The following is a 16,229-nucleotide window of genomic DNA, read 5'->3' as shown; positions in this document are numbered from 1 at the left end:
ACCGTTAATCATTCTTCTTAGCTTCTCCAGAAGTTGCCTTCTGGTTGTTTTATAGAAATAACAGGTTACCTGTTTTTCTTGACATACTGGTTGTTTTGTTCAGTTTTCAAAGAGCAAATATTTCTTAGTCGCTTTTTTTTGCAGCAACTCTTTTATTATACCAGTTTGATTAGCGTTTGTCAATAACTTTTTTCAAGTTTTTATCATCAACTGTTTTGCTTCTCAAATTGGCGACTTTATTAATATACCATGTTTGCTAGATTCATGTCAACAAACAATTAATATATTTTTTTGTCTTATGTCGCTTAACTCAACTGAATTTTTGCGACGGAATTAACTTTATCATGGTTATATTACAATGTCAACGGTTATTTTACATTTATTTGCATAACGACGAAAAAATTGTAGAAGGCATGCAATAGCGTTACACCATGTATACGAATTGCAATGCCCATACACAATTTATGCCTATTATCATAAAAACGTTCCACTATTGATGCATTTTATATTTTCGGTGGTAAACGCCAACTCCTTTGGTTTCTTGCCTGACCGTTGTAATTATATCTTTCTCAACTAAATATGCAATGATTGCAGATAAGTCCAGTGAATACGGTGTAATCATTTGCAATGACTTTAATTCCGCATAGGACCAAGCATCATCTCTAGTATCCATAATATCCAATAAATGCTTTACTGAAACCTTTGCTCGATTTTTTATTACATAATCCATTGCAATAAGCATTAGTTGAATTCGTTTCTTGATTTCTTCATTACTCTCAATAAATTCTTCATATAACTTATATACCTCGAGGTCAATCTGTTTTACTTGACTCCAAACCGTGACTTCTGGATAATACCCCTTTTCAATGACAGCTAACCTCGCTAAATAATGCAGCGAATATAAGATCTTGCTATTGGAATCCTTGTACTCCTCCGATTCAAACAGCTCTTTAGCTTCACTATAGCTTTTAACAAGCTTACCAAATTCAATTGCTTTACGAAGATCTCGCTTACTATCTGGAAAATCTCTTAATTGACCTTTCAAATTATAAATAAATTCATTTCTGTCATAAATCACCTTCCCATAAATAATCCATTCAACAGCTGTTCGATATCCACTCGTATCAATCCATTTCATTAATAGATCCTCTTTAACGATATGTAACGCACATGTCTTATCATCAAATTCGTAATGTTTTACGTACCAAGCTTGTTCTCCCTCTTGAACAATAATTAATAAGATCACATCAAAATTATCTGTAATGGGACTATCTGGTTTTGTTTTTTCTAGCACTAATATCCCTAATGTATTTGTATCACTCGCATGTTCTTGATAAATCGGTCTCAGGAAATTTTCCATTGCCTCATTTCCCCCAGTTTTATTTTACTTTCTATTAGTAATTATTTTCTATCTTCACTATACTACAATTCGTTGTAGATATATGAAATCCTCTCTCACAATCAAAATTTTTAGCAAAATATGCTATACTACCTATTGTAAGCTGAAGGAGGTTTAACATGGCTCAGATCGTATATTCGAGCAAAATCAATAAAATTAGATCGTTTGCCTTAATTCTCGTATTTGCTGGTATTCTCTTAATGTATGTTGGTATCTTAACGAAACGAATAGAATGGTTAATGGTAACATTCTTTATCCTAGGTGTGCTAATGGTAGTTCTAAGTTGTGCGGTTTATTTATGGATTGGAACACTCTCATTAAAAGCAGTGCCAATTGTTTGTCCAAACTGCGAAAAGCCCACGAAAATGCTTGGCCGGGTTGATGCATGTATGCATTGCAAAGAACCGCTGACATTGGATAAAGATTTAGAAGGTAAAGCATTTGATGAGAAATATAATACAAGACGATATCGAAAAGAACTTAAAGCGAAGGAAAAAGAAGAACAACATAATAAGTCATAAAAATTCGCTGAGATAGCGAATTTTTATTTAAAAACTCCAAATGCCCACACGAGCATTTGGAGTTACGTAAATTAAAGAATCAGTGCTTTTGTGTAGCCGTCTTTTGACAATCCTCACACTTACCGTACACTTCCATGCGATGATGACTAACTTCAAAGCCTGTTACTTGTTCGGCTAATGATTCCACTTCGTCTAATGGAGGATAGTGAAAATCAACAATCTTACCACAAGAATCGCAAATAATATGATAATGATCTGACGTGTTACAATCAAACCTACTAGAAGAATCTCCATAAGTAAGTTCTCTTACAAGACCAATTTCACGTAACACACGAAGATTATTATATACTGTTGCAACACTCATATTCGGGAATTTACCTTCAAGTGCTTTATATATATCATCAGCCGTTGGATGGACCATCGCATTGAGTAAATACTCAAGTACCGCATGACGTTGTGGTGTAATCCGGACGCCTGACTCTTTTAATGTACTTATTGCTGCCTGCAATCGTTTTTCAGACACCCTCATCCACCTCACTTTCAGTATTTTCTATAATTATAAGTTTATTATTAATTTATAATCTTTATAAATAGTGTACGCTTTATAACGGGGTTCTGTCAATATAAGTATATTATATTTGAGAATAAATAGAACTAGTTAAACATGGTTCCTTCTTTCATTTGTCTCTAGATTATCCATCTGCTTGCAATGGCCATTCTTTCCCATCAAGGGCATGATTACAATACCTTGCTACAACAAACAGATAATCAGATACGCGATTTAAGTAAGCGATCACTAAAGGATTTACTCCTTCCACCCCTACTGCCAAACGCTCTGCTCTTCTAGCAACAGTTCTAGCCACATGTAAACTAGCGGATACTTGATGACCCGAAGGTAGAATGAAGCTTTTTAACGGCTCAAGGTTGGCATCCCACTTATCAATTTGGCTCTCTAATTCATCAACATGTTCCTGTTTTAATTTCCAAGTTACTTTTTTATCCTTAGGTGTGGCCAACTCAGCTCCAACATGAAACAGGATGGTCTGTATCCGATGCAGCTGATGGGTTAATATCTCCCTTTCATCAAATGATTGTTGGTCTATATAACTTAAGCTTAACCCAATCATTGAATTTACTTCATCACAAGTGCCGTAAGCCTCGACACGTAGATCGTTTTTAGGAACTCGTTTTCCATATATTAAAGATGTTTCCCCTTTATCTCCAGAACGGGTATAAATCCGCATGCCAGTTACCCCTTTTCTTCTCACATTTAGCTTGTACATGTTTATCGTTTTTTATCGATTTCTTTATTATATAATATCATATCAATCATATATTTACGGACTATAGCAGTTTTCTTATCGTTCTAGCGAGAATTTTTACATCCTTTTTCCATGAGCGATACTTTATATAATTTAAATCCATTTCTAACTGTTGTTTATAACTTAATTTCTGTTTGTCAGCTAATTGAACAACCCCCGTAATACCCGGTCGTATTTTCAGTCGTTGTTTTTGATAGACATTATAAAACCTGGTTATCTCATGAAGCTCTGCCTCAGGACCGATAAAACTCATATCCCCTTTTAATACATGAAGTAATAGAGGTAGTTTATCTAATTTATGTTTTTTTAACCATATACCGGTAGAAGTCAGCGTCACAGTGGGATTCGGAATATAAGTAAATTCATTTGGCACACCATATTGCCAAGAAGATGGAAATGGATAAGGAGGTAGCCCATGAATCACTCGTGACGGAATTGTCGTTGTACGAAATGTATACATAATAAAGGATTGATCATTCATTCCTGTCCGAAGTTCTTGATAGAAAACCGGCTTTCCTTCTTGGCTCTTTATTTTTTGATAAACAAAGAGAATCACTGGTGCAAACAGCAAAAGCAGGATAAAGCTTAACATAATATCAAATAAGCGTTTCACATATCGGTAACTTCTGCTTTCAACACTAGTTATTCTACCAACTCTTGTTACTTTCCCCTGAATCTCCAATGTTTTCACCTCAGATTTAACTACTAGATTTAGTAGTACAATCTATTCGAAATGTTAGCAATCTATGACAAAAAGCAGCCGTTTTTGGCTGCTTTTTAATAATTCACCTTAATTTAAATGCTCACGAATATAAGTTAACGCTGCTTCAACATGACCTTTAACCTGTACTTTACGGAATTCCTTTTGTAATGTTCCTGATTTATCCAGAATAAACGTAGAACGTTCAATGCCATAATATTCTTTTCCGAAATTCTTCTTTAACTTCCATACACCAAAATCTTCAGCCACTCGATGGTCTTCATCGGCTAATAATAAAAATGGTAAGTCATGTTTGTTAATAAATTTCTGATGTGATTCAACAGGATCTGGACTGATCCCTATGATAACGGCATCTATTTCCTTGAAACTTTCATGCGCATCTCGAAAGTCACAAGCTTCCGTTGTACATCCAGGAGTCATATCCTTTGGATAAAAATATAGAACAACATGCTTTCCTTTAAAATCAGCTAAACTTACGTTGTTGCCATCTTGATCTGGCAGTGAAAAATTAGCGACTTGTTCCCCTATTTGGACTGTCATCTTATCCCTCCAAAATATCTGTTCTCTCTACTATAGCATAATAACTAGGAGGAATCATTGATCTCTGCTTCGTTCTTGTGATTGAACAAGACGGAGTACAAACGCCGTCGGAAGAATGTAACCAATTAGCGCTTCGATTAACGCAATCAGTCTACCAATACCAATCGGTGTTATATCTCCATAGCCAATCGTTAAGATAGTTACTCCACTGAAATAAAAAGAATGGATCATAGAACCTAGGACACTAACCTGACGTAGTTCCCCATTTTCAACAAGTACAATTCCCTGCATAGATAGTAAAAAATAAATAAGACCAAAACCAATAATAACAATGCAATAAATAACGAGGAGTGCATAAAATAATTCGAGTGAAAACCCACCTTGGCGAACCGATTTACTCATATGTTTTCCACGAATAAATACAAGTAGACTCCTTGCTAGTATGGCAAAAATACCGCCCATAATAAACCAAATTAGAACCCCCATATGATCCCCTTCTATTTAAGTCTATATCTCATGCTTATGCGGAGAAATAACATAGCTTGTCAATTATTTTCTATTGAGGATAAGATAGAGTAAAATGAACTTCATACATGGTAGTGCTGATCTTGATTAAAAGGACGGTGTATAATATTGAAAAAGATATTCTTAATCGAAGATGACCCAAAGATTGCTGGATTACTAAAGGATTATTTAGAAAAATATGAATACCACGTTGAAGTGGTTCAAGCATTTGATCAAATCCTCGAAGAATTCCATAACCATGATCCACATCTTATTTTGCTGGATATCAATCTACCCAGATATGACGGGTTTTATTGGTGTCGTAAAATAAGAAGTGTATCCAATTGTCCGATTATATTTATCTCTGCACGTGATTCTGGAATGGATCAGGTGATGGCAATCGAAAATGGTGGGGATGATTACATTACAAAACCATTTAACTTCGATGTCGTTCAAGCAAAAATTAAGGGAATCATGCGGAGGATCTATGGAGAATATGCAGTGAATAGACAATCAGATATATTAGAGATAAAGGAGCTAAAACTTTACCTGACTGCCATGGAGGTTAGTTATATAGACCAAAGATCACTTCTTACAAAAAATGAATTTATCTTATTAAAAGCCTTTATGGATCACCTTAATCATGTGTTATCACGTACCTACTTATTGGAAATGCTATGGGATGACGAACAATTTGTTGATGATAATACCTTATCTGTAAATATAACCCGATTACGAAAAAAGTTAGAAGATATTGGTATTCACCAGAGTATCCAAACAGTTAGAGGAGCCGGCTATAAAATGACTGAGACATGGGGCGGTAACGAATGAAAGATTTTTTAAAAGATAGCTTGCCGTTTATAGGATTCTTTTACGTTCAACTATTTCTTTTGATTGCTATTGTCCAGTTGTTTTATGGAATCACAGCGGTTCCTTTAAGCTGGGACTTGATCTCTTATCTGATTATTTTACTTACCTGTTGCTTGATCTTATTTTTAGCCTATCGTTACTATCGATTACGTGATTATTATGTAGTTATCCAGCAGGATGAAGAAAACCCCAATTGGTTACCAGATCCACCAACCAACCTATTGGAAAACTTGAAACGGCAATACGATCAGCAATCCAATAAATATGCGGAAGAAATTGAGCTGTTAAAACAGCAAAAGCAAATGGAATTTCATTTCATTCAACAATGGGTTCATCAAATGAAAACACCAGTATCCGTGATGCATCTTACATTACAAAAGGAGAAACTACAGCTCCCTCAGGAGTTCCTTCATAGTATGCAGGAAGAATTAGAACGAATGCAGCAAGGCCTCGACCTAGCATTGTATCAATCGCGTTTACAAAAATTTGATCGCGATTTCCAAGTACAGCAAGTTAATTTACGAGCTGTCGTAAAAGAAGTGATTCAAGATTTCAAATCAAGCTTCATTCGTAATCAAGCTTTTCCAGACTTAGCGGTTGATGAGCAGTATGTTGTAGCAACCGATCCAAAATGGCTTCGCTTTGTGATTAGTCAAGCTGTATCCAATGCAATTAAATATTCGAAAGCCGGCTCCAGTCATATTTATTTCCGAACGGTATTACAAAAGAAGGAACTTGTACTTGAAATCGAAGATACTGGTCATGGCATACCGAAACAAGATATCAATCGTGTTTTTGATCCCTTTTTTACTGGTAACAATGGAAGAAAATTTAGAGAGTCCACCGGAATGGGCCTCTATTTATCAAAACAAATTTGCCAAGAGCTTGGACATGAATTGACAATTACTTCAGAAGAAGATCATGGGACGATTGTATCCATTCACTTCCACTCAAGTTAACCTTACAACAATGTAAGGTTAATTTTTTCATTTGAAAGATAGACCCATAGTGAATTTTAATGTAGATTCGATATACTAATGTTGAAATGTTTGATTAGGAGGATTCATCATGCACGTGTTAAAAGCGGATAACTTATCTAAAATATATGGAAGTAAACGAGGAATATCACATGAAGCATTGCATCATTTTCATTTAACCGTTAATAAGGGAGAATTCATTGGAATTATGGGCCCATCAGGCAGCGGTAAAACAACATTATTAAATCTTCTATCAACAATTGATGTTCCTAGTTCAGGAAAAATTATGATAAATGATCAAGTTGTTACTTCCTTCTCCCAACAAAAACTAGCGAAATTCAGAAGGAAGGAAATGGGATTTATCTTTCAGGATTATAACTTATTGGAAACCTTGACAATTGGAGAAAACGTTCTGCTCCCATTAACATTAAATAAAGTAAAAGTAAAAGAGATGGAGAAAAAGTTAGTCATTGTAGCCAAACAGCTAGGCATTGATAAACTTATCCATAAACGCATAATGGAAGTATCTGGTGGACAATTGCAGCGTGCTGCCATTGCTAGGGCGATTATACATGACCCTTCCATTATATTTGCCGATGAACCCACTGGGAATTTAGATTCGAAAGCCTCTCTTCAAGTAATGGAAGCATTAAGTCTGTTACAAGACAAACAAAAAGCTACAACCGTGATGGTTACCCATGATCCATTTGCGGCTAGCTTTTGTGGTCGGGTCATTTTTATAAAAGATGGTAGGTTGTTTAATGAAATTCACCGTGGGGATAATCGGCAAAGCTTTTTCCAGGATATTTTAAATGTGCAGTCCTTGTTGGGAGGAGATATGAATGACCTTCAAACAGTTCGCTTTTAATAATGTAAAACGGAATACTCGTGTATATCTAAGCTATTTTCTAAGTTGCATGTTCGCAGTTATTGTCTTTTTCATGTATGCTGTGGTTATTTTCCATCCGCAAATAGCGGAGTATGATTTTATAGACATCGTGCAGCGAGGGATTCTGGTATCTGAAGTCATTATCTATTTGTTTTCATTTTTATTTGTACTTTATTCTACTGCTTCATTTATCCAATCACGGATGAAAGAATATGGAATTTTAACGACATTAGGTATTAGCAAATCACAGTTAAACCGAATGCTGATTATGGAAAACACGGTAATTGGGCTAGCTTCCATTGTTGCTGGAATCTTTGTCGGTGCTTTGCTAACAAAATTGTTTCTCATGATCTTTTCAGCGATACTTGGTACAGGAGAAATACTCCCTTTTTATTTATCATGGAAAGCAATTGGAATTACCGTCATTCTATTCTTTATTATGTTTGAACTTAATTCGTTCGTCGTTGTTTGGTCATTACGTACAAAATCGATTATGGAAGTATTTCGAGGAGCAAAGGCACCTAAGAAACGACCACGCTTCTCTTGGATATTAAGTCTAATTGCCCTTTCCCTAATCGGGTACGCATATTTTTTAGCCTACACATCCGATATGATTTCAATTTTGTACCGAATGTTCATTATTCTCGCTTTAATTATTCCAGGTACTTACTTGTTATTTACTCAATTTAGCATTGCCCTAACCAGTTTATTACGAAGTCGCAAGAAGTTCTTATATAAGAATTTAAACTTATTAATGGTTTCGGATTTAACGTATAAATTAAAAGACCACTCTCGTTTATTATTTATGGTTACTATTTTGAGTGCAGTTGCCTTTACCTCTTCTGGGGTATTATTTGGCCTTTTCCAAAGTGCCGAATCGGAATCTGAACGATTTGTACCTCAGGATTTCACTTTAATTGCCAATGAAGAGGCTAATGAAGCCTTTGAAACAAGAGTAAATAAATTAGAAGAAGCATTTCAGGAGAATTACATTCCTTATGAAGCAATGCGTGTTCAACCGACACTCGTACATTCACAATCTGAGGTTTCTGAATGGGATGATATCTCATTCCTAGTCTTCTCCTATTCAGACTATAAATCAATGCTACAACTAAATAATAAGGAAATACCTGCTCAGCCATCAGCCAATGAAGCGATCATCCTGACACAAGACATTATTCATACATATAATACGGAGCTGCCAAAATCGTTAACTTTTACATCAACGAATAAAAAAATGAAGGTCTCGACGGTGGACAGAGATTCTTCTCAATTAAATACAACGCCATTTAGTACATTTCAACTTGTCGTTGCTGATGATGTATTCCAACAGTTCTCCCAAACGGCGAAAGTTCAAGAGAACTATGATTATTATGTGATGAATATACCAGATTGGGAAGAGCATACAGACCAAATTACAGAGATTTACTCTACCATGCATGGAGATGAAATATTTCCTGACGCACAAGCTGATTTCTATACATCAATGAAGGAAAGCATGTCTTATCTCTTCTTTTTTGGTATATTTATTAGTGTCCTTTTCTTTTTAGCAGCTGGATCAATTCTATACTTTCGGATGTATCAGGATATTGATAAAGATTTAAGCCATTATCATTCGCTATATCGGATTGGTTTAACCAATAAGGAAATGAAAAAGATCGCAACGAAACAACTTGCCTATTTATTTTTCCTTCCGTTTATCGTTGCTGTTATTCATGCAGGATTTGCCTATAAAGCATTACAAAATATACTCGTATCATCGGTTGTACTACCGAGCACCTATATTATCCTGTTCTATTTTATCGTTCATTTTATCAATTTTATCTTTATCCGAAATATCTACACGTCCAAGCTAAAGAAGGTCATGTAATTCTAAAGGAGGCATTATCGTGGAGTTCACTAAATCAGAAGCACTGCATCAAGAAGCCCTAGACCATATTGTAGGTGGTGTAAACTCTCCGTCTCGCGCTTATAAAGCAGTTGGCGGAGGTTCACCAGTTTATATGGAACGTGGCCAAGGAGCGTACTTCTGGGATGTTGATGGAAATAAATATATTGATTACTTGGGAGCATATGGTCCAATTATTACAGGACATGCCCATCCCCATATCGCTAAAGCGATTGCGCAAGCAGCTAGTACTGGTGTTTTATATGGAACACCTACCCGATTAGAAAATCAATTCGCTCAAATGTTAAAAGAAGCGATACCTTCACTTGAAAAAGTAAGGTTTGTTAATTCTGGTACGGAAGCAGTAATGACTACTGTCCGAGTAGCTCGTGCTTATACAAATCGGACAAAGATTATTAAGTTTGCTGGTTGTTATCACGGCCATTTTGATTCTGTCCTTGTGGAAGCCGGATCTGGTCCTGCAACATTAGGGACACCTGACTCTGCTGGAATACCAGAAGCGGTAGCCCAAGATGTAATTACAGTTCCTTTTAATGACTTAGATACATTTAAAGAGGCTGTAGCGAAATGGGGAAGCCAAATTGCAGCTGTCTTAGTAGAACCGGTTGTTGGTAATTTCGGCATTGTCGAACCAAAACAAGGCTTCCTGCAAGCAGTGAATGAGCTTACCCACCGTGCAGGTGCACTGGTTATATATGATGAGGTTATTACGGCTTTCCGCTTTACATATGGCAGTACACAACAACTCTATGGCATTGAACCTGATATGACAGCAATGGGTAAAATCATTGGCGGTGGACTTCCTATTGGCGCTTATGGTGGCAAACAAGAGATTATGGAACAAGTAGCACCACTTGGACCTGCTTATCAAGCTGGTACAATGGCTGGTAACCCAGCTTCAATGGCATCAGGCATTGCTTGTTTAGAAGTGTTACAAGAAGAAGGCATTTATGAAAAGTTAGATAAGTTAGGAGAACGTTTAGAAAAAGGCATCCTAAAAAAAGCAAAAGAAAACGGCATTGCCATATCTGTGAACCGCCTTTGTGGTGCTTTAACAGTTTATTTTGGTGAAGGCACAATTACCAATTATGATCAAGCCGAAGCGAGCGATGGTGAAGCATTTGCTGACTTTTTCCGACTCATGCTTAAGCAAGGAATAAACCTAGCTCCTTCTAAATATGAAGCTTGGTTTTTGACTACAGCACATTCAGACAAGGATATTGATTATACCATTGAAGCTGTTGAAAAGGCATTTCAAATAATGGGTAAACAATAACAATCACTGCCTTCTGCGGCAAATTCCAGGCTATCGAGTAAGTTATCGGTAGACTTCTTCTTTCCCTTTGTGCTGTGCGTATTAATAGGTCACGTCAATTTTTCGAGGGAGCTCAAGGCCTTTGATGAGGCATTGCATATTTTTCTCCATTTAATCCATTCTAAGCATATATTAAATATTGGAGGAGATAGTTATGAGTAATCCATATCGCTGTCCAAATTGCAAAACAAACAAGACTAGATTCAATAAAATTGAACAAATTGCACAGCCAATAAAAATGGACGCTCAAACTGGTGAAACCGTAGATTCTTACCAAAATGGAAACATTGAAGCATTTCACATTATCTATCAAGGTCCAGACTATAAAGTACAATGTGCAGTTTGTGGAAACATAGAAGATGAAAGAGCATTTACGCAATTTGCTAAGCTAGGTCATTAGAAATATGAATTAAAAACAAAAGGGAGGCCAAATTATTGGCCTCCCTTTTATTCTTCCACTTTATCATCTAAATGTTGAACCTGATATAGGTTGTAATAATGTCCCTGTTTTTTCATCAATTCTTCATGAGATCCGACTTCTTTAATTTCGCCGTCTTCAATCAGTACGATTCGATCTGCATGTGTAATTGTCGCCAACCGATGAGCAACAATAAATGTTGTGCGATCAGAAGCGAGCTTTTCCATTGCCTCTTGAATCGTATGTTCACTTTCCAAATCAAGAGCAGATGTAGCTTCATCAAAGACTAACATTGGTGGATTTTTCAAAAATACACGAGCAATAGCTATCCGTTGCTTTTGACCACCCGATAACTTCACTCCTCGTTCGCCAACAAGTGTATCATAACCATAAGGTAGGTTCTCAATAAATTCATGCGCATTTGCAGCTTTTGCTGCTTCGATCACTTCTTCATCCGTAGCATGAGGGTTTCCCATACGAATATTCATGGAAATCGACTCACTAAACAACGTATTGTCTTGCAAGACCATACCGATGTTATCTCGAAGGGATCGTGCTTTCATCTGGCGGACGTCAATCCCATCAACTTTAATAGACCCACTCGTAACATCATAAAAACGCGGGATCAAACTAACTAATGTAGATTTCCCACCACCACTCATGCCTACAAAGGCGATGGTCTCTCCTTTTTCTACATGTAAACTCACATGATTAAGTACTTGCATTTCATCGTCCTCATACTGGAACGAAACTTTATCAATCGTTACTTCTCCTTCAATTCGATTCATCGTTATCGCATTCGGTTGATCCGTCACATCATATTTCTCATTCATAAGTTCAAATACACGATCAATCGAAGCAATTGACTGAACGAGGGTAGTTGAGGAGTTAATTAACCTTCTCAGTGGGCTATAGACTCTTTCCATATACCCTACAAAGGCAACCATTGTTCCCATCGTCAAATTACCATGAATGACTTGATAACCTGCATAAGCAATTACAAGTAACGGAGCTAAATCTGTAATGGTATTGGTAACGGCAAAGGTTTTCGCATTCCAATTTGTATGATCCAATGCCTTTTGAAGAAAGTTTTTATTTCTTTTTCCAAACTGGCCTTGTTCATATTCTTCCAATGCAAAGCTTCTCGTAACTGGCATACCTTGTACACGTTCATGTAAGTGACCTTGTACTTCAGCAAGCGCTTGTGAGCGGTCACGAGTTAATAGGCGAAGTCTTCCATAAAAATACTTTATTGAAAACCCAAAGAGTGGAAACAGTATAATGGAGACAATGGTTAATTCCACATCCATTGATAACATTATTCCAATGGCAATAAGAATAGTAATCAAGTCCAACCAAATATTCATTAATCCTGTAATGACAAAAGTTTTCGTTTGTTCGACATCATGTATTACCCGGGAAATAATTTCGCCGGTTTTTGTCTTTGAATAAAAATTCAAGCTCAATTTTTGTAAGTGGTCAAATAAACGATCTCTTATATCAAATAATATTTTATTCCCCACCCATTGTGCTAGATATTGCCTGATGAATTCAATGGGTGGGCGCAATATAAGAAATACTGCAAAGGAAATACCCATTAACCAAATCAACTGGCTTGTTTTTTCGTCTGGATTTAGTGAATTGTCACCAATAATATTGTCAATCACATACTTTAATATTAATGGCATGAGTAAGGGAATCCCAAACTTAGCAATTCCTACTATCACGGTCCAAACGATTTTCCACTTATACGGTTTAACAAATTGCATATATTGTTTAATAGAACTCATCGTTGAAACTTCCTTATTTTTAGAATTTAATTTACTAATTTATGTGCTCGTGCAAAGAAAAGCCTTGCTACAGTAGTAACAAGGTTCTTTATCAGCGATACGTTAAATATCTTTCATACCACTCATCGACAAAACCTGGTAAAAATGGTCCTTTCTTTTGTCGCACCCATCGTACTAAGTATTCCAATTGATGATGTAGGATCCTATCAAGAACTCTTGGATAATTCATTTGCTGTCGATGTTCTTCATATTCATCTTCATCCAATAAATCAAAGGTCATATCAGGATAAACTTTAACGTCTAGATCATAATCGATGTACTTAATCGCATTATCCTCATATATAAAAGGTGAGCTAATATTACAGTAATAATAAATACCGTCATTACGAAGCATACCGATAATATTAAACCAATACTTGGAATGGAAATAACAAATAGCAGGCTCTCTGGTAAGCCACTTTCTCCCATCACTTTCCATTACTTCTGTTTTATCATTCGCTCCGATAACAATTGTTTCTGTTCCCTTTAGTACTAGACTATTATCCCATATACGATGCAGTTGCCCATTATGCTTATAACTTTCTATCTGAATTTTTGTTCCTGCTTTCGGAGCAACCATTCAATCTCCCTTTCCACATGTTCCTACCGTTTCTAATCCTTCATTCATTATAATTGGAATAGAAACAAATATAAAGCATAACGAACCATTTTTAAGTATGGGGGAAAATAAAGGGAGCTATAGGCGATCGAGAAAGTTATCGACAGTCTTTTTTTTGCTTTTTTCCTTAAGAGAATTCCTAAAAATGCGGTGATGATTTTGTTTCAATCAAAAAAAAGATCGATAAAAAAATGGTGACAATTGAAGAACTTGTTCCTCAAGACCACTTACTCCGGAAGATTAACCACTACATCGATTTCTTCAAAGTACGCGAACAAGCATTACTGACGACTTCCTGATAGAACATGAAAAAAATCGCCCTTCACCAATCCAAGGTGAGTTAGGTGAAATGGAGTCTTTTTCAGTGAAGGGCGAATACTACAAGACTTCTGCGGAAAAACGGGTGATCCGAGACCCCGCGGTGGAGATTTTCACGAGGAGGCACCGGCGTTCGTCCGTGGAAAGCGAATGGTATTTGGTCCGCACAGGCGCACAAAAAAAGCTTGTAGAAAAACACAGGGTTTCTCTACAAGCTGAGAGTTCCCTAATTGGGAGCTCTGTTATTGGGGGTAGGTTACTTTTTGTTTTGCTGAGATTTTTGATTTTGCTTTTTAACTTCTTGAGCATTTGTTTGTTCAGCACCAAATTCAGTTCCGTACTGACCTTGCCCTTGAGCGGCTTGCTGGTTTTGTTGTTTAACCTTTTGAACGTTTGTACCTGCAGTAGTTTTGTTCGGTTTTTTAGCCATCAATATCACCTCCGCACTCATTAATTTGTCCACTTATCGATTTGTTATCCAAATTTAAATTAGTAATAAAAAGATAAAATGGATTTTAATTCCACAAGCGAATAGAATAGGGAAAAATACATACATTAAAGGAGAGCAATTCATTTTGGAGGATGAAGAAATGGACACATCACGAAGAGACTTTACAGAACTGACAATGATAAGTAAAACGAAATGGAACGAAAAAGAATTAATGTATTTTCAACATGCTTTATCACAGCTATTACCATATGTAAATTCTGAAGGTTTAACCATTTTGCATGAAATTAATAAAGAAATGCATAACAGGAAGGATCAACCTTCAAGCCCTCCATTGACAACATCAACCATAACTGATTAAGCTAAAAACGCAAGGGATGCCCCTTGCGTTTTTAGCTTCATTTGATATAGGACATAATCTTTTGATGAGATACTGGAAACGGATAATTCGTTAACGCTTTTTTTTCGACTAGCTTAAGTCGTTCATTCATGTTTGGTTGTTCCAATTTAGCTTCATAAACATCCAGCTGCCAAATCAAATGAGAAAATACATGTTTTAGATTAGCTTGTTTTTCTCCTAATGTTAAATGAATACCATATTCATGATACACCCAATTCTCTAGATGATCCCAGCCAATTTCATTAATTGGTACCATAGGAAATTGCCAAAGGTTTGCTAATAATCCTTTGTCTGATCGCTTTTCAATAATATATTGCTCTTGTTTATTCTTTACAAGTAATACAACATAAGGGACTTTCTTTTGTTTTTTTGCTTTCTTCTTTATTGGTAATTCCTCTTCTACACCTGCAGCAAATGCTTGGCAATGTTCTTGTACTGGACAAAGTAAACATGCTGGTGATTTAGGTGTACAAATAAGTGCTCCTAATTCCATTACTGCTTGATTAAAGGAAGAAGGATCTGACTCATCAATAAGTTCTCGAACATACGATTCAAATAATTTCTTTGTACGCTGTAACGCAATATCTTCTTCTATCCGAAGAATCCTGGAGAAAACTCGCATTACATTTCCATCAACTGCAGGTTCAGGTTGATTAAATGCAATCGATAATATGGCTCCTTTTGTATATGCTCCTACGCCTTTTAAAGCTCCTAATTCATCCCCATTATCAGGTACTTCTCCATTATAAGTTGCAACTACCTCACGAACAGCGTTTTGTAAATTCCTTGCACGGGAATAGTAACCTAAGCCTTCCCACGATTTTAAAACATCTTCTGGATCAGCTTGAGCGAGGGCATGCACATCTGGATATTTTTTAATAAACCGTTGAAAGTAAGGAATTACCGTATCAACCTTTGTTTGTTGAAGCATAATTTCTGATACCCAAATTTTATATGGATCTTGGTCTTGGCGCCAAGGTAGGTCGCGTTTATTTTCTTGATACCAAGTAATTAAATCGTTTTGAAATCTTGAAATGTCAATATATTGTAGTTTTTTATCTATCATAAAATCACATCCTATATGGTACAATAAACAGATAAGTAAATTAAAAAAAGTTCGTAACCTGTTGCTATTTGTAAAATGAGACAGTAAAAAATAATATGCTGTACCGAATATTGTAATTGTAGGATACATGAAAATAGTAAACGTTGTCTAAGGAGGACCTTTTC

General features: G+C 36.1%; 18 protein-coding genes. 8 read left to right on the top strand and 10 right to left on the bottom strand.

Features of this window, described 5'->3' with window-relative positions:
* Nucleotides 1–490 precede the first annotated feature (490 nt).
* Complete coding sequence (locus tag JKP73_RS15730; protein ID WP_021290570.1) at nt 491–1,360, bottom strand: nucleotidyltransferase-like protein; 870 nt, start codon at nt 1,358–1,360, stop codon at nt 491–493.
* 158 nt (nt 1,361–1,518) lie between these two features.
* Between JKP73_RS15730 and JKP73_RS15725 the strand changes: the two genes are divergently transcribed.
* Entirely contained in the window at nt 1,519–1,920 is a 402-nt protein-coding gene (locus JKP73_RS15725) for a YgzB family protein (protein WP_021290571.1), read from the top strand.
* Between the two features lie 79 nt (nt 1,921–1,999).
* On the opposite strand, the gene perR is transcribed toward JKP73_RS15725, so the two are convergent.
* From perR to JKP73_RS15700, 5 genes are all read right to left on the bottom strand, one after another.
* Complete coding sequence (gene perR, locus JKP73_RS15720) at nt 2,000–2,449, bottom strand: peroxide-responsive transcriptional repressor PerR (RefSeq protein ID WP_038247482.1); 450 nt, start codon at nt 2,447–2,449, stop codon at nt 2,000–2,002.
* Nucleotides 2,450–2,612: 163 nt separating this feature from the next.
* Entirely contained in the window at nt 2,613–3,164 is a 552-nt protein-coding gene (locus JKP73_RS15715) for a cob(I)yrinic acid a,c-diamide adenosyltransferase (RefSeq protein WP_200411537.1), read from the bottom strand.
* Between the two features lie 100 nt (nt 3,165–3,264).
* Nucleotides 3,265–3,933 carry a sugar transferase gene (locus JKP73_RS15710; protein WP_148530752.1) on the bottom strand — a complete coding sequence of 223 codons (669 nt, stop codon included), beginning with the start codon at nt 3,931–3,933 and terminating at the stop codon, nt 3,265–3,267.
* Between the two features lie 99 nt (nt 3,934–4,032).
* Nucleotides 4,033–4,503, bottom strand: coding sequence for a thioredoxin-dependent thiol peroxidase (gene bcp, locus JKP73_RS15705; RefSeq protein ID WP_021290575.1), 471 nt, complete (start codon nt 4,501–4,503; stop codon nt 4,033–4,035).
* Nucleotides 4,504–4,557: 54 nt separating this feature from the next.
* Nucleotides 4,558–4,989: a potassium channel family protein gene (locus JKP73_RS15700; RefSeq protein ID WP_021290576.1), complete on the bottom strand. Its 432-nt coding sequence runs from the start codon at nt 4,987–4,989 to the stop codon at nt 4,558–4,560.
* Between the two features lie 147 nt (nt 4,990–5,136).
* On the opposite strand from JKP73_RS15700, the gene JKP73_RS15695 reads away from it, so the two are divergent.
* From JKP73_RS15695 to JKP73_RS15670, 6 genes are all read left to right on the top strand, one after another.
* On the top strand, nt 5,137–5,838 hold the full coding sequence (locus tag JKP73_RS15695) for a response regulator transcription factor (protein WP_021290577.1): 702 nt from the start codon (nt 5,137–5,139) through the stop codon (nt 5,836–5,838).
* Nucleotides 5,835–6,836: a sensor histidine kinase gene (locus tag JKP73_RS15690; RefSeq protein ID WP_021290578.1), complete on the top strand. Its 1,002-nt coding sequence runs from the start codon at nt 5,835–5,837 to the stop codon at nt 6,834–6,836. The genes JKP73_RS15695 and JKP73_RS15690 overlap by 4 nt, the downstream gene beginning before the upstream one ends.
* Before the next feature lie 109 nt (nt 6,837–6,945).
* Nucleotides 6,946–7,722, top strand: coding sequence for an ABC transporter ATP-binding protein (locus tag JKP73_RS15685; protein ID WP_021290579.1), 777 nt, complete (start codon nt 6,946–6,948; stop codon nt 7,720–7,722).
* The gene (locus tag JKP73_RS15680) at nt 7,697–9,613 is read left to right on the top strand and encodes an ABC transporter permease (protein ID WP_038247479.1); all 1,917 of its coding nucleotides are present in this window, start codon (nt 7,697–7,699) and stop codon (nt 9,611–9,613) included. Before JKP73_RS15685 ends, JKP73_RS15680 begins: the two co-directional genes overlap by 26 nt.
* 13 nt (nt 9,614–9,626) lie before the next feature.
* The gene (locus JKP73_RS15675) at nt 9,627–10,928 is read left to right on the top strand and encodes a glutamate-1-semialdehyde 2,1-aminomutase (protein WP_101953578.1); all 1,302 of its coding nucleotides are present in this window, start codon (nt 9,627–9,629) and stop codon (nt 10,926–10,928) included.
* A gap of 193 nt (nt 10,929–11,121) precedes the next feature.
* Nucleotides 11,122–11,367 (top strand): hypothetical protein, encoded by a 246-nt coding sequence (locus JKP73_RS15670; RefSeq protein WP_021290582.1) that lies wholly within the window; start codon nt 11,122–11,124, stop codon nt 11,365–11,367.
* A gap of 47 nt (nt 11,368–11,414) precedes the next feature.
* Here JKP73_RS15670 and JKP73_RS15665 read toward each other — a convergent pair whose 3' ends face one another.
* From JKP73_RS15665 to JKP73_RS15655, 3 genes are all read right to left on the bottom strand, one after another.
* A complete protein-coding gene (locus tag JKP73_RS15665; RefSeq protein ID WP_038247476.1) occupies nt 11,415–13,175 on the bottom strand; it encodes an ABC transporter ATP-binding protein in 1,761 nt (586 codons plus the stop codon).
* 91 nt (nt 13,176–13,266) lie between these two features.
* Nucleotides 13,267–13,794 carry a nucleoside tri-diphosphate phosphatase gene (gene ntdP, locus JKP73_RS15660; RefSeq protein WP_021290584.1) on the bottom strand — a complete coding sequence of 176 codons (528 nt, stop codon included), beginning with the start codon at nt 13,792–13,794 and terminating at the stop codon, nt 13,267–13,269.
* A gap of 613 nt (nt 13,795–14,407) precedes the next feature.
* A complete protein-coding gene (locus JKP73_RS15655) occupies nt 14,408–14,581 on the bottom strand; it encodes a gamma-type small acid-soluble spore protein (RefSeq protein ID WP_021290585.1) in 174 nt (57 codons plus the stop codon).
* A 160-nt stretch (nt 14,582–14,741) separates the two neighbouring features.
* Here JKP73_RS15655 and yfhS point away from each other — a divergent pair, with 160 nt between their 5' ends.
* Nucleotides 14,742–14,960, top strand: a complete 219-nt coding sequence (yfhS, locus tag JKP73_RS15650; RefSeq protein WP_031335396.1) for a mother cell protein YfhS — start codon at nt 14,742–14,744, stop codon at nt 14,958–14,960.
* A 37-nt stretch (nt 14,961–14,997) separates the two neighbouring features.
* Here the strand turns inward: yfhS and mutY are convergent, their stop codons facing one another.
* Entirely contained in the window at nt 14,998–16,065 is a 1,068-nt protein-coding gene (mutY, locus tag JKP73_RS15645) for an A/G-specific adenine glycosylase (RefSeq protein ID WP_038247475.1), read from the bottom strand.
* Nucleotides 16,066–16,229: the final 164 nt, after the last annotated feature.

Origin of the sequence: Virgibacillus salexigens (genome assembly GCF_014905415.1) — a bacterium.
In the GTDB taxonomy this organism is placed as follows: domain Bacteria; phylum Bacillota; class Bacilli; order Bacillales; family Amphibacillaceae; genus Virgibacillus; species Virgibacillus salexigens.
This window is presented reverse-complemented; position numbering and strand designations above follow the sequence as displayed.